Origin of the sequence: Paenibacillus sp. VCA1 (assembly GCF_031583795.1) — a bacterium.
Classification (GTDB): domain Bacteria; phylum Bacillota; class Bacilli; order Paenibacillales; family Paenibacillaceae; genus Paenibacillus_AQ; species Paenibacillus_AQ albilobatus.
The window spans coordinates 194,446-214,675 of record NZ_JAVLSX010000009.1; the positions used below are offsets into that span (position 1 = coordinate 194,446).

Consider the following 20,230-nt stretch of genomic DNA (forward strand, 5'->3'; position numbering starts at 1 on the left):
ATTGACAGGGGCCTTCTCGGACATTACGCTTAATAAGCGAGCTAGGTGCAATACGTAAGAGAAGGTGACTGCAAACAATGCAAGTTCAATATAGAGCGACACAAGCGGAAATCAATTTGGATCATTTGCGGGATAACTACCAAGCATTCCGCCGGGCGCTTCCCGAAGGGATGCGTCTGCTTGCATGCGTCAAAGCGGATGCGTACGGGCATGGCGCCGTCGAAACGGCGAGAGAGCTGGAGCGGGCCGGCGCGGACTATTTGAGCGTGGCTTTTTTGGATGAGGCGATTCAGCTTCGCCGGGCCGGCATACAAGCGCCCGTGCTTGTGCTGGGGTATACGCCGCCGGAAGGGATCCGGGCCGCCTGGGAGCACCGGATTACGGTAACGGCGTTCAGCCCCGAGGTGCTGGAAGCCATCCGGAACCTGCCCGAAGAAAGCTTGAAGCAGCCTTTGAAGGTCCACATCAAAATCGACAGCGGCATGGGTCGGCTGGGCCTGCTTCCCGGCGACGCGGCGGTGTCCTTCGTCGAGAAAGCCTTGGAGATGCCGCAGGCCGAGGTCGAAGGGTTGTTCACCCATTTTTCCAGAGCCGACGAAGAGAACAAAAGCTACACGCACGAGCAATACCGCCGCTTTGCAAGCGTCGTAGCCGCGCTGGAGCAAAAGGGCATCCGCCTCCCGATTCTTCATACCGGAAACAGCGCGACGGCCATCGATATGCCGGAGCTGTCATTTAACATGGTCCGGATCGGCATCAGCATGTACGGCCTGTACCCTTCGGACGAAGTCAACCGGCAGCGGATCGCTTTGAAGCCCGTGTTGACGCTGAAGACGAAAGCCGCGTTCGTCAAAAAGCTGCCGCCGCATTGGGGCGTCAGCTACGGCGCCAGATACGTGACGGAAGCAGAGGAAATGATCGCTACGCTTCCGATCGGTTATGCCGACGGCTACTCCCGCATGCTGAGCGGCAAGGCGGAAGTGCTGATCCGCGGGCGCCGCGTGCCCGTCGTCGGTACGATCTGCATGGACCAGTGCATGGTTTCGCTGCGATCTTTCGGCAAAGATGCGGAAGGGATTCAAGCCGGCGAAGAGGTGGTACTGATCGGAAGCCAATCCGGTTCGAGCATCACGGCGGATGAGTTGGCCTCCTGGCTCGGCACGATCAACTACGAGGTCGTCTGCATGATCGCGGGCCGGGTGCCGCGTTTGTATGTTCGCAGCGGTCATCCCGTCCGTTTGGTCAATTCCTTGCTCCCTGATTCCGAGGAAAAAACTGGATAAAACCCTTTTGCACACGATAAGAAGGAATAACTTGCCTGCGGCTCGAATAAGGATTTATGCCGAGATTGTCTGTACGGGAACGGCGGCTGTAGTTTATAATGGAATGCAGCATACCTGATATACCTTCGGCATATATATTCCTTTGTATAAAATTCCTTGAATAAAGTAATACTGGTGCACAAGGGTGTGAAGGTTGTGGGGGTGGAAGAAAAGGTGGCTAATATGCAGAATACCAAACGAATTATGATCAGCTTGCCGGATCATCTTTTGCAGGAAGTGGATGGCATCGTTGCGATGGAAAATTCCAACCGCAGCGAATTGATTCGGCAGGCCATGAAGCTGTACTTGCTGGAACGGAAAAAACGTTATATCCGTGAATCCATGCAGCGCGGTTACATGGAAATGGCCAAAATCAATTTGACGATGGCCTCTGAGGCGTTTCATGCGGAGGAAGATGCAGACAGCACTTTAGGTCGCTTAGTGAGCGGGGTGTAAACATTGATCGTAAAACGCGGCGACGTTTTTTTTGCGGATCTGTCACCCGTTGTCGGTTCTGAACAAGGCGGAGTGAGACCGGTGCTGGTCATCCAAAACGATATCGGCAACCGCTTCAGTCCTACGGTCATCGTAGCGGCGATCACGGCCCAGATTCAAAAAGCCAAGCTGCCGACGCACGTGGAAATCGACGCGGCTTCGCATGGCTTTGACAGGGACTCTGTCATATTGCTGGAGCAAATCCGAACCATTGACAAGCAAAGGCTGACGGACAAAATCACCCATCTGGACGAAGAAACGATGAAAAAGGTGGATGAATCTTTGCAGATCAGCTTAAGCTTGATCGACTTTTAACCAAACAGTGCAGTGAAAAGGCGCGCCCCAAAGGCTCGCCTTTTTTCGTTGGCCGACTTTTCTACTTGCCGACGCCTTGATGAAACTTGTAAAGAGATTGTAAAATACAAGCCTCGGCGGAGCATCCTTCGGAAACGGCAGGAAATCAGGGGAAACATCGCCCCGCGAAGAAGCTTCTCCCATCCTTGTTTGCCTCTTCCAAAGATGTCCGCTGGAAATGTAGGCAAAAGTTTGTGATAATATACAAGAACCTTGCTTTACTTTTTAGAAAAATATCTAAATTTTATTTACGAGGATTTTACGATCATTTTACGCAAACGTTGAACTTGAAGCTCCGGAACCCGCTCGGAAACCGCGGACGGAGAACGAAATTTTACATGACGAACTTAAATGCATAAAAAGCGCCAATAAACGAACGAATCTACGGACTTTGAAATATCGCCGAACCAGGCGAATCGAACGGGAAAGAGGGATTTATCAATGACGGAAAAGGCAGTAGTCGACATGAATACGGAAGAACAGAAAGCGAAAGAACAGGAACGCATCATTTCGCAGACCGCAAAGGAATTGCAGCTTTCGCTGAAGCAGATCCGCACGACGGTCGAGCTTTTGGACGAAGGGAACACCATTCCTTTTATTGCGAGATACCGGAAGGAAATGACCGGGGAACTGGACGAAAACCAGCTGCGCGACATCGAAGAGCGTGTCCATTACTTGCGCAATTTGGAGGAACGGAAACGCGAGGTTATCCGGATCATCGATGAGCAGGGCAAACTGACGGGCGAGCTGAAGACGGCCATCGAAAAGGCGGTCAAGCTGCAGGAAGTGGAGGATTTGTACCGTCCATACCGGCAAAAGCGGAAAACCCGGGCCAGCGTCGCGAAGGAAAAAGGCCTTGAACCGCTGGCGGAGTGGATCATGGGGCAGCCGAAGCAGGGGGATGTGCAGCAGGAAGCTTCCAAATACGTCGATGCGGAAAAGGGCGTGGAAAACGCGGATGAAGCCATTGCCGGCGCGATGGACATTTTGGCGGAAAACTTGGCCGATGACGCGACGATCCGCTCTTGGGTGCGCCGTTATACGATGGATCACGCCATGCTGACTTCCGAAGCCAAAGACGCGGAGCAGGAATCGGTGTACGAAAATTACTACAATTACCGTGAGCTTGCGAAAAAGATGCCGCCTCACCGGATTTTGGCGATCAACCGGGGCGAACGCGAAAACGTGCTGAAGGTAGGGCTCGAGGTATCGGCGGAGCCGATTCACAACTTTATGGCCCGCCAGACGGTCAAGGGGCCGTCCGTCGTGCAGCCGATTCTGACGGCGGTTATTGAAGATGCCTACAAGCGCCTGATCGCGCCTTCGATCGAGCGGGAAATCCGTGCCGAGCTGACGGAAAAAGGAGAAAACCAGGCGATCTCGATCTTCTCCGGCAATCTGCGCAGCCTGCTGCTGCAGCCGCCGGTCAAAGGAAGATGCGTGCTTGGCGTGGACCCGGCGTACCGGACCGGATGCAAGCTGGCCGTGGTCGACGAGACGGGCAAGCTGCTTGAAGTGGCGGTCACCTATCCGACGCCCCCGAACAATAAGAAAAAAGAAGCCGCGGACAAATTCCGCGAGCTGATCAACAAATATGCGATCGAGCTGATCGTCATCGGCAACGGCACCGCTTCGCGCGAAACGGAGCAGTTCGTGGCCGAGGTGATCGGGGAGCTGCATGATTCGAACCTGGCGTACCTGATCGTCAATGAAGCAGGAGCGAGCGTGTATTCGGCGTCCAAGCTGGCGCAGGAGGAATTCCCGGGTCTGGACGTGGCGGAACGCAGCGCGGTTTCCATCGCCCGCCGGGTGCAGGATCCGCTTGCGGAGCTGGTCAAAATCGAGCCGAAAGCCATCGGCGTGGGGCAATACCAGCATGACGTATCGCAAAAACACTTGGATGAAAGCCTCAAGGCTGTCGTGGAATCGGCCGTAAACCATGTGGGCGTGGACGTCAATACGGCTTCGCCTTCGCTATTGTCTTACGTGGCCGGCGTCAACGCGACCTTGGCGAAAAACATCGTGAAATACCGCGATTCGAACGGCAAATTCGTCAGCCGCAAGCAGCTGCAAAACGTGCCTCGCCTTGGAGCCAAAACGTACGAGCAGTGCGTCGGCTTCCTCCGGATTTCCGATGGGGAGAACCCGCTCGACCGGACGCCGATCCACCCGGAATCGTATCCGGTGGTCGACCGTCTGTTCAAGGAGCTGGGCATCGGCATGGACAAGCTTGGCACGCAGGAGCTGTCCGATTTGCTGGCGCAGCAGCATGTAGGGCAGCTCGCCGAAGCGCTTGACGTCGGCGTGCCGACGCTGCGCGACATTCTGGAAAGCTTGCAGCGTCCGGGCCGCGACCCGCGCGAGGAGCTTCCGCTTCCGATCTTCCGTACGGACGTGCTGAAGATTGAGGATTTGGCTCCGGGCATGGAGCTTCAGGGTACGGTGCGCAACGTCATCGACTTCGGGGCATTCGTGGACATCGGCATCAAAAGCGACGGGCTTGTCCATATCTCGCAGCTTAGCGAAGGTTACGTCAAACATCCGATGGACGTCGTCTCCGTCGGGGACAATGTAACGGTGTGGGTGCTGAACGTAGATTTGAAAAAGGGCCGCGTCGGGCTGACGATGCGCAAGCCGAAAGACCAGCAGTAATAGACCGGAAAAACAAATAAGCCCCTGTCAAAAAAATCGGATGATCGGGGCTTATTTAAGCATGTTCTTTTTAAAATGTTTCGTCATTCTTTAGCGGTTTGGTCCGCGTCGGCCGAAGTTAGGGCGGAGAGCTTCTTTTTGGCTCGAAAACGCCGAACCTTCATCAGATTGCCGCACATTTTATCGTCGCAATACCGCTTGGAGCGGTTGCGCGTATCGTCGTAATAAACCCAAAGGCAGTCCGGATTGCCGCAAATGCGTATTCTGGACGTTTCGCCTTTTTCCAGCACGGACGCAAAGGAGGCTGCAATTTCGGCCATACTCTGCGTCCAATTGGCGTTGGCCGGAATATACGCAAGGCTTACCGTTTGATCGGCGGAACGGGTCACCTTGCGGTACACCGGCTCTTTTTCCATCCAGCCGTTTAGCATGGCGATCTGAAGGTCGGTCAACCCTTCACCGGCAACGATCTGACGAATCAGCTCCAGCAAAAACGCCCGGAGCTTTTTTAGCTCGCCCAATTCTTTTTTATCCGGAAGGTTGGCGGCCGTAATGCCGTCTTCCTGCATAAAACGGCGAAGCCATTTCTCCTGCTCCAGACGGTCCTCCTCGCGTCCGCTGCCCCGCCAATCATGCCAATGGCTGTTCACTAAATCATCCCAAAGCATCGCGAGAATCATCCTTTCTATATGAGCATTGTAGCAATCGCGGATTGCTTTTGCCATCTCCGGCTGCGAACCGCCAGGAGAAAAATCGTTTAAAACAAACTTGCGCTTGTGCAGGAAGAATATGTATGTTATCGTCGTTGTAACCATCATAGTTGAATATGGTGGTTACAAACGAATGGAGGCGATGGAATGAGCATCCGGAATCTGCTGCTGGAATATTGGGATTCTTGCATGGAAAAAGAAGATTGGTATCCGCCGCTGCAGTCTGCCCTTCAGAATGTATCAATCGAGCAGGCGGTGTGGAAACCCGCGGAAGGGGCGGCCAACAGCATTTGGGAAAACGTACAGCACCTGTTGTATTATAAGGAGCGCTTGCTCGCCCGGTTAAGGGGGACTTCGGAAGTATTCAACTTAACCAACGATGAAACGTTCCGGATTCCGAAAGCCGGCAGCGAGGAGTGGGAGCAGGTCAAGTCAAGGCTTGTGGATGTGCACACGGCGCTGCAAAGCGAGCTGGAGCGGCTGCCGGAGGAGGAACTCGAAGCGAATCCCCAGCGTTTTATGAGCCTGATTACACATGATGCCTACCATACCGGGCAAATCATATTATTGAGCAAACTGCAGGGCTCCTGGCCGGCGACAAGAAGCTTTGAATAAGCGGCAGAGGTCCGGTTTTCGCGGCTCATTTTCTCTACAGCGAAACGATATCGCCATATATATGGATACGACATAAAAAATATGCCGGACGTTCCCGTCCGGCTTGGCATTTTTTGCTTTCGTTATGGATGTCAAAGCCTATGAGTGATCCGAGCCCTCGCTGGCTGAATTCCGGTAAAAGAACCAGCAGTCGTTCAGCAGCTTGATTTGGCGTCTGTCCTTTTTGCGGAAGGCGCGTGTCAGTTGATTGCAGAGCCATTGCGGCAAGGGTATCTCCTCCTCTTGCTAAAACCGTCTGTATGGATAGCATATGGGGGAGACGCCCAAAGCGTGCAGGTCTACATCGTTAAATTGGCGGGGAAGCCGGCAGCCAAAAACGGGCGAAGCCGGCTCCGGCTCCGGCTTCGGCTTCGGTTAGGTCCATTCTTGAACATCTCTATCCGTCAGATCCTCAAGGCACGCCTGCGGGCCGCTTAAACGATGAGAATGGGATCAGACGGCTTCTTCTTCGTACCACTGCTCCAGCTGCGCCTGCAGGGCACGGATTTCCGTGAGCAGCGAAATGAGCGGATAATTCGTTTCGTCGAGGGAAGCAAAGGACTTCTCCAATTCGTTGATATAATCGAGGCCGCTCACGATCGAAGAAGTCTCCTGCAGAAGCTCGAGATGATCACATTCGGCCACGGCCAGCGGCAGGTCCGGCGTTCCTTGCGCGGTGAGCTTGCTGACTTCCTTATGAAGCCTCAAATTCAGGGCGCTGAGCTGATAGGCATAATCGGCAGGCATCTCCACGTATTGTAGCTTGTCTCCAAGCTGTAGAATAACGTATCGCATGTTTGGCATAATGAAGTTTCTCCCTCCGTACTTGCTGCTTGCATAGGCTTGCAGATCGGTCAAAACAATCCTTACTTGACAGTGTAGCTTAGGGAGAAGTTAAAATTCAAGTAGATTCCTGTGCGGAAAAATGACATGTCCGTGCAAATAGATGGAAAGGGAGCATTCGGTAAGGACATGGCGATGATGAGCAATGAAGAACTTCAGGCTTGGGTGGAGCGCGTGTCGCTGGAAAGCTTCGGCGTACCGTTCAGGCATCGGGCGTCATTTAACGCAAGGCTGTCCTCTACGGGGGGACGTTATTTTACGCATACCCATGACATCGAGATCAACCCGCATCAGCTGGCGGAAAACGGCAGGGAAGAGGTGGAGAAAATCATCAAGCATGAGCTCTGCCACTACCACCTGCATCTGGCCGGAAAAGGGTACAAGCATCGCGACCCCGATTTTAAAACGCTGCTCCGGCATGTCGGGGGAAGCCGGTTCTGCAGCGCGCTTCAGAGCCGCGGGAGTAGAAAAACGCAGCCGTACCGTTACGTGCTCCTATGCCAGGAGTGCGGGATGAAATATATGCGCAAGCGGAAGGTCGATACGAGACGTTTTCGATGCGGCAAATGCAGGGGCAGGCTGCGGCAGGCAACGCTTGACTCGCCCCAAAAATCGTGATAAATTATTACTTGTCACCATATTGAAAACGTTCCCCGATAGCTCAGTCGGTAGAGCACTCGACTGTTAATCGAGTTGTCACAGGTTCGAGTCCTGTTCGGGGAGCCAGTATCTTGGAGAGATACCCAAGTGGCTATAAGGGGACCCTCTGCTAAGGGGTTAGACTGCGTAAGCGGTGCGAGGGTTCGAATCCCTCTCTCTCCGTTGAACATACATCGAATAAAGGCTCCCGGCGCTATTGCGCTGGGAGCCTTTGCTGTAAAGGGATGAGAACCCTCGAAGAGGGGGCGTCGGAGCGTAGACATCGGTAGGAACAGCGTCGCAGTCCCGACCGAAGGGAGGGTATCCCTCTCTCTCCGTTGAACATACATCGAATAAAGGCTCCCGGCGCTATTGCGCTGGGAGCCTTTGCTGTAAAGGGGTGAGAACCCTTCGTCAAACTTATTGGTTCTTTTCATCCTGATATTCGGCTTCAAAGCCTTCGATGGCTCTTTCGCGTTTCGTGTTTTTATGCTGCAGATTGTGAAGTTCCTTCCCGGAGATTTCATCGGCATGCTCATCCAGGTAGTCGTTTGTCTTTTGAATGTTCTCGCGCGTATTGTCGATGGCGTTTTGGAGTTTCTCTGCGTTATCGGAGCGGTCATCAGGTTTAGCCATGGTTTTAATCTCCTTTTGATGTGTATTTTTTAGGTCCAGGACGAGATCATCCCGGTGATGACATATCAATCCTAAGATGCCATGATTAAGTCGAACTTATTCATTCATAACGGGGGAAAATGGCCGTCCAAAAACAATTAAAAAAATTCAAAAAAAACACTTGTCATGTCCCAAAATTTCTGTTAAGATAATTTTTGTTGTCACGCTTGATGATATGGCCCGTTGGTCAAGGGGTTAAGACACCTCCCTTTCACGGAGGTAACAGGGGTTCGAATCCCCTACGGGTCATCTTGCAATATTGCTTCGATTGGGATGAGAACCCAAAAGGGTCGGAGCATTAACTTCGATAGGATTGCATCGCAGTCTCGAACGAAGGGAAGCGTGGACTTCTAGAAATTTTGGCGCACATCTTAGTGAGTCAGCGAGAGCCATTAGCTCAGTTGGTAGAGCACCTGACTTTTAATCAGGGTGTCGAAGGTTCGAGTCCTTCATGGCTCACCAGTTTTTCATTTCTCAAACGTGCGGTAGTGGTGGAATGGCAGACACGCTATCTTGAGGGGGTAGTGGGCGTACGCCCGTGGAGGTTCGAGTCCTCTCTACCGCACCATAATATAACAACGACAATCCTTGCGAAGCCAAGGATTTTTTTGTGTTAATAATGAAATAAAAAAAGCGCACCCGCGCTGTTTCAGGAGGGGCCCATTTCCCTTTAGGAGCTTCTTTCCCTGGCAACAAGAGGTGTGCTTTTTTACGATAAAATGGAATTTTGATCATTTAATTGCATTCCGGCTAAGCAAGTTACGGATTATGGCAATTCGTCGGCGGATCGTTTGCTTTTTGCGGTATTTGCGGCATGGATTAAGGGGAGATATACTGCTCGAAGCATTAGGCTGCAGGCTTGAAAACAAGGCTCGACGAAAGCGGGGGGCGAAGAAGTCCATGCCTATCGTTTAGGCGATATGAGGGCTGCTTGCCTTGGATTCAAAACGTTCTTTCGTCAGAGCGTCTTTTTCGAGCAGCCAAGCTTTTTCCATTTCGGCTGTCCATTTGCCGGCCAGCATCTTGGCTTCCGGACGAGGAATGTTCAGGGGGCGGGCGGTACCGTAAACGCATGTGTATACCGCGGACTGCATGTAACCGTACACGGCTTGGTCGCAGCTTGTGCCCAATTGATAATTGATGTAAGCGTGAACGGTAGCCAGACAGGCGGGGGTTATGTTGTTATGGACCATTTCCTCCAGTACGGCGAGGTTTAGAAAAGGATATAGGGCCTGCGCCAGTTTTACCAGCTTTTTGCCCCGTTTGCTTGCGGCTTCGAGTTCTTGCGCCTTTAAAGTTTGGCCGAGCAGCAGCCGGTCGATCCGGGCGATCGAAGGGATATCCAGTAGCTCGGCAGCCTCGTAAATGGCTTGGATCGCGGCGCCGTCCTGTCGTACCAAACGGTCCGTCATAGGATGCAGGAAAAATCCTTCAAGTTCGGCTTGCGTCTGGATGCGTCCGTCCGAGATGCGATTTTTTAAGTCCGGTAGGCAGCTGAAGCTTCCAACCGACAAGTCATGATCCAGCATTTGCACGTAATCAAGTAATTTGGTGCTTTTGTCATTCAAAACAGTCACCCCCAGTGAAAAATAGGTTAAGCAAAGTGAAGTAAAACGCAAAGATATATAAATGTTATATAATGTAACACTAATTTCGGATTTGCCCTCGATATAATAGAAATTTGTAAAATAATATCACATAAAAATCCCCTTTTGTCAATGGAATTCTGAACTTTTGTTGTGGATCAAATGATTTGTGTTAGTTAACATAACATATTATTGCATAAAAAGCGAAGGTAGCGGGTTTATTTGCTCCTTCGGTTTAGCTTCCCTTGTGTATTACGTGCAAGGTGGGTGTCTTAGACAGAAGGCATCGTTAGAAAGGATTTCCGGTGAGCTTCATGATCCAAAAAGGTTAAGGTTATTGGTTCAGACAGGGCGGAAAATTTACTGGGATGCTGTTTAAGCTTCCATGACGCATCCATGAACAAGCCGCATCAAAAAACCTTCCGGCAATCCGGAAGGTTTTTGTACACGGTGCGGGTTACCAATGATTGACCGCATGCTCGACGAAAGCCAGCATGTCTTTCACTTCGATGACGGTACCGTCGTCCAGGACGGCTTTACCGTTTAACCGTCCGAAGATCTGATGGCAGCGATTGTCCACAAACAGCATTTTCGTTTCCGTATAACGGTCGTACAACGGCTCAAAATCCATTTCAAACCGCCCGTCGTCGCTGGCGATGGTTTTCGGGGACATATAACCTCCTGCCGCCAGATCCACGTACACCTCGTTTAGTTTATGGGCGTTTCCGTCGTAAAACAGCATGTTTTCGGTGGCGTCCTCCGTATTGCCGAACCCGAAGCCGATGTTGAAGCCGAACCGTTTGCCGCCGATCCAGGCGCTGCCGTTGCCCCAGACCCACTCGTGGCTGAACGGCCACGCGCCGCGTCCCCAGTCGAGAAGCCCAAAGGCCGTTTCCGGCTCAAACACGATGGTCCGGCCGCCCATGCTGACCGTGCCGCCGGCGGGCATGCAGTTGATTTTGTGGTTGTAGTAAAAATAACGCGGATTTTCGTCAAACGGCGTCGCGATGACCAGCGATTCCAAATCGGGCTGGCAAAGCTCGAGGTCGATGTCCACAGGCTGCCCCGCACGGGGACTCCGGGTGCGGCAGCGCAGCCGCCGGCCGCCTTTGTATACTTCAAAGCTCATCTCGATATTTTTGCGGCGCACGGCCAAATCGCCATGCTCTGCGGAAGCCGGCATCCTCAGCCGATTGAACGGCAGCGCCAGCATTTCCCTGACGGCGTATGTCTTTTTCTCATTCAAATCGATCAGCATCACGGAAAGTTCGCCCGCGTAAGAAGTATGGCCGATGGTCAGCTGCAGGCAGAAGTCGTCGTTCAGCACCTGGTAAAAATCCCACTCCTTGATGCGCCACGGCGGGGCTTTGATCTGTTTGCGGTTGTAGCGCATGACCGCCTTGGTCGAATACCCTTTTTGCATCAAGGTTCCGTTCGGGTACAGCAAATCCGAGAAAGTGGTGATCCGGTGGTTGCGCATCGTTTCATCTCCTTATGTGCGAGTCGTCGGGATGAGGTAAAAGCGATTCAGGCCATTGCCGGCAAAAGCGGTTCAAGGTCGGAGGACGAAAGCCGCGGTTATTTGCCTTGAGTAAGCGTTTTCAAAATGGATGGCGCGGCTGCAATAAATCTTAAGACCATTATATGGGAAAGCCGGGCGGAGAATCACCCTTAATTTCATTTATCGCTTTGAGAAGCGTTTTGTCCGGGATTAAAAAGGGGATCTCGCCATAGCCAATGACGCTCAATATAGCAAAAAGCCCTTCCGCTGCATGCGGAAAGGCTTGAGGGTTTAACCGTTGATCGAGGTATTGTCCGGGGATAACTTCGGCGACGCCTGTTCTCCTTCTTTCGGCCGGGTCAGCAGATACAATACGTAAACCGCGATGAAAACGCCAAGGAACAGCGAAGAATAGCGGTACATGGTGCCGTACGTGCTAAAAGCGGCGATCTGTCCCAAAATCAGGGCGCCGACCGCGACGCCCAAATCAAGCGAATTGAAATACATGCTGTTCGCCATCCCCTGACGCTGCGGCGGAACCAGCTGAAGCATCCAGGATTGCAGCGTCGGCTGCAGCGTCCCGAACCCAAGCCCGTAGCAGAGTGCGGCCAACGCGAGAAACCAGGTCGACGTCGAAAAGGACAACAGCCACAGCCCGACGATCAAACATGCCGCCGCCGGAATGAGCAGTGCTTTATGTCCTTTTTTATCATAAATTTTACCGGAAATCGGCCGGATTAAAATAACGGCTACCGCATTAAACAAAAAGAACAGCGAAGCGTTGGCCAAATGGACCTCTTTGCCGAACAGGTTCATGAAGCTGAGCAGCCCCCCATAAGTCACGGACATGAGCAGGTTCAAAAGGCTTGGCAGCAACAGCGCCTTCGGAAATCCTTTGTTTTGCGGCACGGCCGAAAACTCCTTCGGTACGGCGGCGGGGCCGGGCTGCTTTACCTTTTTCGCCAGCGGATAGACGAGCGGGAAAATGAGGGCGATGACGATCAGCGTCGTGTAGACCAGGGCGGGAAACCCCTGCTTGTCGAGTATCGTGCTTCCGATAACCGGACCCAGCGATAAGGCGATGCTGGTGGACAAGCCGAAATAGCCCATGCCTTCGCCCAAACGGCGGACCGGAACGATGCCGGATGCCATCGTCGGAAGGGTGGTGCTTCCCATGCCGAAGCCGACGCCGAACACGATCCGCATCGCAAGCAGCAAAGCCAACGAGCTGCTCCACAAATAGCCCAAAGTGGCTAGAAGGGCAAGGACGAGCCCGAGAAAAAGAATGGCGTTGCGTTTTCCTTTTTCCAGCGCCTTGGCCGAAAAAAGGCGGGAGACGATGGCGGATAAAGCGAACATGGTCGTAAATAAGCTGACCGTCAGCGCGCTTGCGTGAAAATGTTCCTTGACGTATCCCGATAGCGGCGACAATATCATCTGCAGGTTCAAAAACAGCAGCAGATTGCAAACCGTCAGCATGATGAACTCCCGCGTCCATAATTTGTCTTTGATGTCTTTCATGATGTGTTAGCTCCTACTCTACGAATATTCGGTCAATATTGGCATTGATCTGTTTCATGATTTGGTCGAGCATCTGCAGCTGTTCGTCCGAAATGCCGGCGATCAACTCGTCGTTCAAGCTGAGCTCGAGCGGTTCTGTTTCGTTTATGAGCTGCTTCACGTCCGGGGTGGCGTAGATCAAATAGGCTCTGCGGTCGCCCGGGTCGGGTTTGCGCTGGATGAACCCTTTCTTGTCCAGAACGTCGAGGATCCGGGTGATGGAGGGCTGATCCTTGCCGGATCGGAGCGCCAGCTCTTTTTGGTTGATCCCTTCCTGAAGATATACCTGGTACAGAACCGTCCACTGCTCGGGCGTAATGCCGTAAGGCTTCAGTCTGCTTGCAAAAAGCGAGGACATTTTACGCGACATGTTGCCGAAACGGAAACCGATCGATTGGTGGGTCAATTTGGACCTTTTCAGAGAGATACACCCCTTTAAATTAATTGTTATAACAATTATATTCATGTAAAAAGAATTCGTCAATGATGTCTTCCTGAAAATGGAATAATATGCAATGCCGCGGACGAAGGTTATGTATACGATACAAAGATGCAGCTGGATGACGGTTAGGAGTAGGATGATCCGTCCAACACGGAGGAATATTTCGGGTACAGGCGCCGGATGCAGTCCGGGCAAATGTCATGGGTGAACTCCGCATGCGTATGTTTTTGGAGAAAGCTCTCGACGGAATTCCAAATATCGTGCTCGTCGCGGATTCTTTTGCATACTGCACAGATCGGGAGAAGGCCGCGAAGCGTTCGAATTTGGGTCAGGGCTTCCATGAGGTCATGTTCGATCATTTTGCTTTTCGTAATGTCCGTGAAGCAGATGGTCATTCCTTTGACGGTGGTGCGGTCATCATGAAAAATGGTCGAGGCCTCAAGCAAATACCATTTTACCGGGCGGTGAGCAGAGGACTGGATCTCATCGCGAAAATACGGCTGCGTTCCGTTTAGCACGGAATCCAGATCAATCGGAAGCTGCCCGTCGGCTTCGGAAAGCGCGGCGTAAATCTGCATGAAACTGACGCCCAACCACTCGAACGATTCGGGGATGCCCGCTTCGATCGAATTTTGGAGCCAAACCCGGTTGACGGAGACGATGCAGCCCTTGGCATCAACGATCGCGACGGCCTGCTTTAACGAATCGATAATTTCGGGAAAAGTGAAGCTTGTTTTATGCAACGAAGGTCGCTCCCTCTTTTTGAATTGGAAGTGCTCGTATCGCAGGTAAGTAAGGCTTTCTCGTTTCAGTCTGACGGAGGGGTGAACAAAGGTGCGTGAGATTTGCACGAAAACGGGAATAAACTTATGACACCAATTATCAGTATGTTATAATTACTTCAGCATAAAGAAAAGTATATACTTTTTTACGTCATATTGCAAGACAAAAATTACTTAAATGCGTCGTCAGAAGAAATTTTGGAAGGCGGTCTTATATGCAATCCATTTACGATCGAATCGAATCGTTAATCAAAATGCGGGGGATGACGAAAAAATCGTTTTGCGAAAAGCTCGGCATCAGCACGGGGAATCTGGGGGACTGGAAAAGGGGTAAGTCGACGCCCAGCACCCATAAGCTCGTGGAAATCGCCTCCTTTTTTGAGGTAAGCCTGGATTGGTTGATTTTGGGCAAAGAGCAGGAGCCTTTTCATTTAAAAGAAAACACGGGTACATACGAATGGGATGATGACGGTCCTCCGTTGTCCGAGAAGGAAAAAGCATTCATAAAAGAATATATCGACTTTACGCGGTACAGAAAAATGCAGTCGGACGGCGAGTGACCTTTGAACGTGCAAAGGCCGAGGCAACGGTATGCATCATCCTGCGCGAGGGCTTTAGCCATTTTTCAAAAATAGCGGAAGAAGCGCGGATGGCTCGAGTCCAAAATGATTCGGGCAAGAGGCGGGGGGAGGCAAGCCCTGTCTCCTTTCCGCGGAGTTGAGCTTATGGAGGATATTCAGGCGATCGCAGCTGTGTCCGCCGGGCGGTAGTAGGCCGACGCGGTAGGGGCATCATGGGATGACGTCGCGGGCGCTTGCATTAAAAGAGGCTATGCTTGTAGAGCAAAGCCTCTTTTAGTATTGGAATGAAATGTTTTTTCGCTTCCGTCCATGGCGGGTTACCGCGTTTTGCGCCCGATAAAGGTTAACGAAAGCAGGCTCCCGGCGAATAGAATAACCGCCGTCACGGAAAGGGCAAGGCGCATCCCTGCAGCAGGCGACGGGCTGCCGCCGATGATCGAGCCGATCAGGGCGACGCCAAGGGTGGCGCCCAGCTGCCGGCTTGAGTTTAATGCGCCGGATACGGCCCCGGTTTGTTCCTGGGGGGCGGCGCCTATAACCGCGGTCATGAGCGCTGGGATCGTAAAGGAAACGCCCAGGCCGATCAGGAACAGGCCGATCAAAGGGACGGCGTATCCGGAGCCGTAAACGATCCGCAGCTGCATGAATGTTCCGATGGCTGCTAGGAGGAACCCCGACGTCATTGGGATTCTGGCGCCGATCCGGCTGACGACGCGTCCGGTGACAATCGGGTTGAAAGCCAGCGGGACCGTCATCGGCAGGAGAACCAAACCTGCTGCATGCGCCGTTAGTCCGAGCGTTTGCTGAAAAAAGAGCGGCATAACGAATAAAACGCCCGACAGTCCGATGTTGACCGCCATGCCGGCGAACATTCCCGCCGACACGGTGGCGTCACGAAACAGACCAAACGGAAGCAGCGGGTCCGCGCCTTTCGTTTCCGCCCGCACAAACAGAACGGCGCCGAGGAGCGCCAGAACGAAAGCGGCCATTACGACCGGCGAAGCCCACCCGTAAACAGGTCCTTCCATCAGCGCGAAGGAAAGCGCGGCGATGGCCGTCACCGCCGTCCACTGCCCCGTCCAATCCAAGCGCCGCCGCTTGCGGGCCGTTTCGGCGCCAAGAGGCAGGACGATGGCCAGGCCGATGACGGCGAGCGGCACGTTCAGAAGGAAGATGCTCCGCCACCCGAACGAATCCGCCAGCAGGCCGCCGACGACGGGGCCGGCAGCCATGGCGATCCCGGTAACCGCAGCCCAGACGCCAAGCGCCCGGGCACGTGCGGACGGTTCGGGAAACGCATGGGCAATCAGCGTTAGCGAAGCCGGCGTCAGAGCCGCTCCTCCCACGCCCAGGACCGCGCGCAAGGCGATCAGCATGCCAAGCGAAGAGGCGGCCGCAGACAAGGCCGAAGCGGCCAAAAACAAGATCAGGCCCCCGACATAGACCCGGCGAGCTCCCAGCTTGTCGGCGAGTCCGCCCATCGAGAGCAGAAAACCGGCAAACACGATCGTATACGCATTGACGACCCATTGAAGGCCGGAAATCCCTCCGCCGAGGTCGGCGCGGATCGCAGGCGGCGCGACGTTGACTACCGTCGTGTCCAGCAGCACCATAAAGTATCCGAGCGACAATCCGGCGATCAGCAGCGCTTTCGCCAGCCTCCTGCGGCTGCCGGTCTTGATTTGCATTGCTTTTTCCAAAGGCGATCCCTCCAGTAAGGCAAAATCGGCATCATCGCCGTTACCGGGAAAGTGTATAATGGTTCATATCATGGGACTAGATGAGGGTTTATCCTAGGAGAAATGATCCTAGGTAAGCCGGGACGGGGGAAGAAACGTGAGGGAACAAGAGGATCGTGAACGCCATCGGGAGCTTGCCCAGTTTTTGCGGACGCGGCGCGCCCGCATGACGCCGGAGCGGGCCGGTTTGCCCGCGGAAGGGAGGAGGCGGACTCCGGGACTCCGGCGCAGCGAGGTGGCGCTTCTTGCAGGCATCAGCGTCGACTGGTATACGTGGCTGGAGCAGGGCCGAAACATCCAGGTGTCTTCCCAGGTGCTGGAGAGCATCGCGCACGCCCTGCAGCTGGATGCCGACGAAAAAAAACATCTGTTTCTCCTTGCCTTGCAGCAGTACCCTGCTGCATCAACGCAGGCTGCCCCGGAAATTTCGCCGGCGCTTCAGCGGTTTCTTGATCTGCAGGGAACAAGCCCGGCTTACGTGACCGACCAGCGTCTGAATATCGTGGCATGGAACCGGATCGCCAGTATGCTGTACGGCGGGTATGAAACGATGTCAGCGCGCGAACGCAACTCCGTCTGGCGTACGTTTACTTCCCCGGATGTCCGGGAACTGCTTCGCGAACATTGGGAATCGCATGCCCGGCACCGGCTGGCGCAGTTTCGGGCAAGCTACGCCAAATACGCCGGCGATCCATGGTGGACGGACATGATCGGGGAATTAAGCCGCACAAGCGAAGAATTCAGGGCGTGGTGGCCGCGGCATGACGTATTAAACGGTCCCGAAGGGGAAAAAATCAATTATCATCGGGCTGTTGGCAAGCTCACATTCGAGCAGGTCTCGTTTATCATGTCCGATGAACCGAATCTGACCGTTACGCTCAACGTTCCAGCGGCGGACGGCGATACCGTCGCCAAGTTAAGCAAGCTTTTAAAGGAATAAGCGGGCTGGTTTTACACCCCCTTTTGCCGCAAGAAGAACTTTTGCCCGGGATCTGACCCGTAAAAAGGAATAAACTATTTACATTTCTTAATTATCGGTGTATAATAACAGAGTTGCTGAAAAAGTTGATGCGCGGTAGTGGTGGAATGGCAGACACGCTATCTTGAGGGGGTAGTGGGCGTACGCCCGTGGAGGTTCGAGTCCTCTCTACCGCATTTATAATCAGAACGACGAGAAAATCCCTGTTTTGCAGGGATTTTTTGTTTTGTTTCGGTTTTTTTACGTCGTCACGATGCGTTCAGGATTTTGCAAAAACTGTAGTTTTTTGCGGGCTCCGCTTCAAAATAATGAGACATAGGCTTCGGCCATGTTCATTAAAATGCTGCGCTCCACCTGTTCGCCCGCAGCTCCCAGACCTCGGCCGCTCGTGCCCGAAAGTCCTTGAAGGGCGTCGCACAACAGATGGAGCCTTGCCAGATGGAATGGGCGCAGATTTGAAATCAAGCCGGTTTCGATGCTCGAAACGCTTTTGAAATTCCTATGCAACACCTGTTCGAACCATGAAGCCCACGCGGTCCAATCTACCGGCCGGTTCCTTTCGTTGAAGTACATTTCCCCCCAGCCGCAGCCTCCGCTTGTCACAATCCGCATCAATACCCTGTAATGATCACCGAAACCGCAAAAGGTACCCGCGTTCTCTTTTGTTAGATGAATTACGAACAACTCAATGGCATGCAGGCGAATCGTCCCCTGGGCAGCCAGTGGCTCCGTGTCGGATTCGGTATGAAGCATAGATTTCTCTCCTTTTGTCGCTTACGGAGTTAGCTGCCGGATTCGGGCCAGGAGAAGCCCTACGCAGGTTGCCCTGCGATTCACCCCGCGGCCTTGGCGGCCGGATGGTTCCCCCGTTTCCCGGGTAGCGGGAATTCAGCGCGTGATTGTTTAAAGGTACTAGGATTTCAGATTTTTACCTCCTTGGATTTTTGCAAACTCCTCAAGTAATTGGCATTTATAATAACGGACGGCAGAGCGTTTGTAAAATGAAATGTAAATCGTGAAAGGCCGGGCTTTGCCGAAATCGGACCGTGTCGATGGCAATCTGGCGATGACGGCTGTTTTTCTCCCGTTTTCTCATTTTGCCACGGTTCTTCGTCTGTTTGCGAAAATAGCTTGCGTACATAATAAGCCGGAAAAGGCAGGCCGCTTCATCAAACGTCAAAAACAAGAAAATAGAGAGCATGCGAGAGTTTAACGGAGATAAATGCTTTTGTAAGCGATAACCTGCTCATTAAGGCCGCCATTTTACGTGAATAGCGATTTCGCGCTGCCTTTACATGCCGATACGCGCAGGTGTATGATTCAAATCGTAATTCAACATGTTTCCATTTTTTGAATCGCTGAGTTTCCGTTCGTTTAGGAACGGGAATCGGGGGAACCAATCGCGCGCTCCCGTCGTCCGGTGTGAGAGTCGGACGGCAGGCAGGCCGCAGGGGTGAATCCCGTGACCGGATGCCATGGATCCGCCATCACGGGTAGAGCGACTCTCACCGCTCGAATCCGTCAGCTAACCTCGTAAGCGTCGTTTGGGAGAGGAATGATGAAACTTGTGATCGATGCAGATCGACCGCAGGGGACCTAATGACCTCTGTGGTTTTTTGTTGCCAAAATACGAAAAATAAGCAGCTTATAAAAAATGAAACGTCTTTAACGCTGAATTCCGGCTTCGGCCGGAAGCGGGGGAACCAACGCGCCGTATGCATCCAATTTGCCGATGGCGCCGGGGTGAATCCCTATGTCCGAAACGGACGAGGGAAGGGCGACTCTCACGCCCTAATCCGTCAGCTAACCTCGTAAGCGTATAGGGAGAGGCCCCATTTGTCGTGAGCATATATTCATGGCTTTCTTTGGTCATGGATTTTTGAAGCCGCGGGAAAGATCCTCTTTCCTGCGGCTTTTTCCATTCTATCGGAACGTAAAAACCGCTGAATCGCCGTTTCTGTTATTGCAAGAAGTATTCATTCGAATCCGATTCTTCGAAAAAAGGAGGCGAAAGCCGTGGAAGAAGAGCTCATCGTTGTGACGGCTCCGAACGAAGCAGGGCGCAATTTTATCAAGCTTCTGATGTATCTCAAGCGGCCTTTCGCCGCGCTGACGAACAATGCGAAAGAAGAACGGGAGCTGAGGAAGCTGGGAGTGCCCAAAATCATCCGCCTTCACACCAACAACACGGATGAGTGGGTTGTTCCCGAAGGGCGGATCGGCCGGATTTTCATATTCGAGAACAGCTTGAATCTAACGTGCCGATACCTGCAAATTTGCCGTCCCTGGACGCCGTGTTCCATCTACGTGATCACCCAGGCCCATCATTCGCCGGGCATTTACCGGGGGCTTGGGGCGGACCATGTCATTCATACGCTAAACGGCGAGGTCGGCTTTTTGCTGAAGTAACGGTTAGGATGATTGAAACATGATGCGGAAGGCTGAAGCAAGAAATGTCCGGAGCTTGCAAAAGGCAGGCAGCCGGGCAGAAAAAGGAGAGAGTTTGATCCATGATGGACCTTTTCATGATATTGACGCTGGCGGGCGTGTTCGGAATATTTTTGCTGTTTCTGATGTGGTGCGGCCATATCGTGGACGGGGGAGGAGACGGCAAATGATTGTGGTAATGGTGCTGACGGCGTTTGTGTTCATCTACCTGGTGTATGCCCTGATCCATCCGGAACGGTTTTAAAAAAAGGCTGTGCGGGTAAGGCGA

21 protein-coding genes, 6 tRNA genes and 3 riboswitches are annotated in these 20,230 nt (G+C 52.9%); of the genes, 16 read left to right on the forward strand and 11 right to left on the reverse strand.

Annotation, left to right across the window (positions count from 1 at the left end; genetic code table 11):
* Window positions 1-77: 77 nt before the first annotated feature.
* The 4 genes from alr (at window position 78) to RJP21_RS21035 (ending at window position 4,823) form a co-directional block, all read left to right on the forward strand.
* Window positions 78-1,283 carry an alanine racemase gene (gene alr, locus RJP21_RS21020; RefSeq protein ID WP_310861044.1) on the forward strand — a complete coding sequence of 402 codons (1,206 nt, stop codon included), beginning with the start codon at window positions 78-80 and terminating at the stop codon, window positions 1,281-1,283.
* 213 nt (window positions 1,284-1,496) lie between these two features.
* Window positions 1,497-1,778 (forward strand): CopG family ribbon-helix-helix protein, encoded by a 282-nt coding sequence (locus RJP21_RS21025; RefSeq protein WP_127606059.1) that lies wholly within the window; start codon window positions 1,497-1,499, stop codon window positions 1,776-1,778.
* 3 nt (window positions 1,779-1,781) lie between these two features.
* Window positions 1,782-2,132: a type II toxin-antitoxin system PemK/MazF family toxin gene (locus RJP21_RS21030; protein ID WP_160042771.1), complete on the forward strand. Its 351-nt coding sequence runs from the start codon at window positions 1,782-1,784 to the stop codon at window positions 2,130-2,132.
* Between the two features lie 480 nt (window positions 2,133-2,612).
* Window positions 2,613-4,823, forward strand: coding sequence for a Tex family protein (locus RJP21_RS21035; RefSeq protein ID WP_310861045.1), 2,211 nt, complete (start codon window positions 2,613-2,615; stop codon window positions 4,821-4,823).
* Between the two features lie 83 nt (window positions 4,824-4,906).
* On the opposite strand, the gene RJP21_RS21040 is transcribed toward RJP21_RS21035, so the two are convergent.
* Entirely contained in the window at window positions 4,907-5,491 is a 585-nt protein-coding gene (locus RJP21_RS21040) for a CGNR zinc finger domain-containing protein (RefSeq protein ID WP_310861046.1), read from the reverse strand.
* Window positions 5,492-5,680: 189 nt separating this feature from the next.
* On the opposite strand from RJP21_RS21040, the gene RJP21_RS21045 reads away from it, so the two are divergent.
* Complete coding sequence (locus tag RJP21_RS21045) at window positions 5,681-6,148, forward strand: DinB family protein (RefSeq protein WP_160042767.1); 468 nt, start codon at window positions 5,681-5,683, stop codon at window positions 6,146-6,148.
* Between the two features lie 138 nt (window positions 6,149-6,286).
* Here the strand turns inward: RJP21_RS21045 and cmpA are convergent, their stop codons facing one another.
* Both cmpA and RJP21_RS21055 read right to left on the reverse strand, forming a co-directional pair.
* Entirely contained in the window at window positions 6,287-6,415 is a 129-nt protein-coding gene (cmpA, locus tag RJP21_RS21050) for a cortex morphogenetic protein CmpA (protein ID WP_160042766.1), read from the reverse strand.
* Between the two features lie 225 nt (window positions 6,416-6,640).
* Window positions 6,641-6,991, reverse strand: a complete 351-nt coding sequence (locus RJP21_RS21055) for a hydrolase/acyltransferase (RefSeq protein ID WP_310861047.1) — start codon at window positions 6,989-6,991, stop codon at window positions 6,641-6,643.
* A 177-nt stretch (window positions 6,992-7,168) separates the two neighbouring features.
* Here RJP21_RS21055 and RJP21_RS21060 point away from each other — a divergent pair, with 177 nt between their 5' ends.
* The 3 genes from RJP21_RS21060 to RJP21_RS21070 all read left to right on the forward strand — a co-directional run bounded on the left by RJP21_RS21060 (window position 7,169) and on the right by RJP21_RS21070 (window position 7,852).
* Window positions 7,169-7,648 (forward strand): SprT family protein, encoded by a 480-nt coding sequence (locus RJP21_RS21060; protein WP_310861151.1) that lies wholly within the window; start codon window positions 7,169-7,171, stop codon window positions 7,646-7,648.
* 32 nt (window positions 7,649-7,680) lie between these two features.
* Window positions 7,681-7,756, forward strand: a tRNA-Asn gene (locus RJP21_RS21065).
* 7 nt (window positions 7,757-7,763) lie between these two features.
* A tRNA-Ser gene (locus RJP21_RS21070) sits at window positions 7,764-7,852 on the forward strand.
* Between the two features lie 237 nt (window positions 7,853-8,089).
* Here RJP21_RS21070 and tlp read toward each other — a convergent pair.
* Window positions 8,090-8,305, reverse strand: coding sequence for a small acid-soluble spore protein Tlp (gene tlp, locus RJP21_RS21075; RefSeq protein WP_160042764.1), 216 nt, complete (start codon window positions 8,303-8,305; stop codon window positions 8,090-8,092).
* Between the two features lie 216 nt (window positions 8,306-8,521).
* Between tlp and RJP21_RS21080 the strand changes: the two genes are divergently transcribed.
* The 3 genes from RJP21_RS21080 to RJP21_RS21090 all read left to right on the forward strand — a co-directional run bounded on the left by RJP21_RS21080 (window position 8,522) and on the right by RJP21_RS21090 (window position 8,912).
* A tRNA-Glu gene (locus tag RJP21_RS21080) sits at window positions 8,522-8,593 on the forward strand.
* 137 nt (window positions 8,594-8,730) lie between these two features.
* Window positions 8,731-8,806 (forward strand) — tRNA-Lys (locus RJP21_RS21085).
* 20 nt (window positions 8,807-8,826) lie between these two features.
* Window positions 8,827-8,912: transfer RNA gene (locus tag RJP21_RS21090), tRNA-Leu, on the forward strand.
* 343 nt (window positions 8,913-9,255) lie between these two features.
* Here RJP21_RS21090 and RJP21_RS21095 read toward each other — a convergent pair.
* The 5 genes from RJP21_RS21095 to RJP21_RS21115 form a co-directional block, all read right to left on the reverse strand.
* A complete protein-coding gene (locus RJP21_RS21095; RefSeq protein WP_310861048.1) occupies window positions 9,256-9,912 on the reverse strand; it encodes an urease accessory UreF family protein in 657 nt (218 codons plus the stop codon).
* Window positions 9,913-10,387: 475 nt separating this feature from the next.
* Window positions 10,388-11,410 carry a DUF2804 domain-containing protein gene (locus RJP21_RS21100; protein ID WP_310861049.1) on the reverse strand — a complete coding sequence of 341 codons (1,023 nt, stop codon included), beginning with the start codon at window positions 11,408-11,410 and terminating at the stop codon, window positions 10,388-10,390.
* Window positions 11,411-11,722: 312 nt separating this feature from the next.
* Window positions 11,723-12,952 (reverse strand): MFS transporter, encoded by a 1,230-nt coding sequence (locus RJP21_RS21105; protein ID WP_310861050.1) that lies wholly within the window; start codon window positions 12,950-12,952, stop codon window positions 11,723-11,725.
* Window positions 12,953-12,965: 13 nt separating this feature from the next.
* A complete protein-coding gene (locus RJP21_RS21110; protein ID WP_310861051.1) occupies window positions 12,966-13,397 on the reverse strand; it encodes a MarR family winged helix-turn-helix transcriptional regulator in 432 nt (143 codons plus the stop codon).
* A gap of 161 nt (window positions 13,398-13,558) precedes the next feature.
* The gene (locus tag RJP21_RS21115) at window positions 13,559-14,176 is read right to left on the reverse strand and encodes a nitrogen regulation protein NR(II) (RefSeq protein WP_310861052.1); all 618 of its coding nucleotides are present in this window, start codon (window positions 14,174-14,176) and stop codon (window positions 13,559-13,561) included.
* Between the two features lie 254 nt (window positions 14,177-14,430).
* On the opposite strand from RJP21_RS21115, the gene RJP21_RS21120 reads away from it, so the two are divergent.
* Window positions 14,431-14,775 (forward strand): helix-turn-helix domain-containing protein, encoded by a 345-nt coding sequence (locus RJP21_RS21120; protein WP_310861053.1) that lies wholly within the window; start codon window positions 14,431-14,433, stop codon window positions 14,773-14,775.
* Window positions 14,776-15,113: 338 nt separating this feature from the next.
* Here the strand turns inward: RJP21_RS21120 and RJP21_RS21125 are convergent, their stop codons facing one another.
* Window positions 15,114-16,496 carry an MFS transporter gene (locus RJP21_RS21125; RefSeq protein WP_310861054.1) on the reverse strand — a complete coding sequence of 461 codons (1,383 nt, stop codon included), beginning with the start codon at window positions 16,494-16,496 and terminating at the stop codon, window positions 15,114-15,116.
* Window positions 16,497-16,632: 136 nt separating this feature from the next.
* Between RJP21_RS21125 and RJP21_RS21130 the strand changes: the two genes are divergently transcribed.
* Both RJP21_RS21130 and RJP21_RS21135 read left to right on the forward strand, forming a co-directional pair.
* On the forward strand, window positions 16,633-17,475 hold the full coding sequence (locus RJP21_RS21130; protein ID WP_310861055.1) for a helix-turn-helix transcriptional regulator: 843 nt from the start codon (window positions 16,633-16,635) through the stop codon (window positions 17,473-17,475).
* A gap of 132 nt (window positions 17,476-17,607) precedes the next feature.
* Window positions 17,608-17,690, forward strand: a tRNA-Leu gene (locus RJP21_RS21135).
* A 124-nt stretch (window positions 17,691-17,814) separates the two neighbouring features.
* On the opposite strand, the gene RJP21_RS21140 is transcribed toward RJP21_RS21135, so the two are convergent.
* Window positions 17,815-18,267 (reverse strand): hypothetical protein, encoded by a 453-nt coding sequence (locus RJP21_RS21140; protein ID WP_310861056.1) that lies wholly within the window; start codon window positions 18,265-18,267, stop codon window positions 17,815-17,817.
* 3 nt (window positions 18,268-18,270) lie between these two features.
* A riboswitch (cyclic di-AMP (ydaO/yuaA leader) is annotated at window positions 18,271-18,418 on the reverse strand.
* Window positions 18,419-18,860: 442 nt separating this feature from the next.
* Window positions 18,861-19,070, forward strand: a riboswitch (cyclic di-AMP (ydaO/yuaA leader).
* A 103-nt stretch (window positions 19,071-19,173) separates the two neighbouring features.
* Window positions 19,174-19,346, forward strand: a riboswitch (cyclic di-AMP (ydaO/yuaA leader).
* A 184-nt stretch (window positions 19,347-19,530) separates the two neighbouring features.
* On the opposite strand from RJP21_RS21140, the gene RJP21_RS21145 reads away from it, so the two are divergent.
* Window positions 19,531-19,923, forward strand: coding sequence for a hypothetical protein (locus tag RJP21_RS21145; RefSeq protein ID WP_310861057.1), 393 nt, complete (start codon window positions 19,531-19,533; stop codon window positions 19,921-19,923).
* Window positions 19,924-20,140: 217 nt separating this feature from the next.
* The gene (kdpF, locus tag RJP21_RS31325; RefSeq protein ID WP_397386256.1) at window positions 20,141-20,206 is read left to right on the forward strand and encodes a K(+)-transporting ATPase subunit F; all 66 of its coding nucleotides are present in this window, start codon (window positions 20,141-20,143) and stop codon (window positions 20,204-20,206) included.
* The last annotated feature ends 24 nt before the right edge of the window (window positions 20,207-20,230 follow it).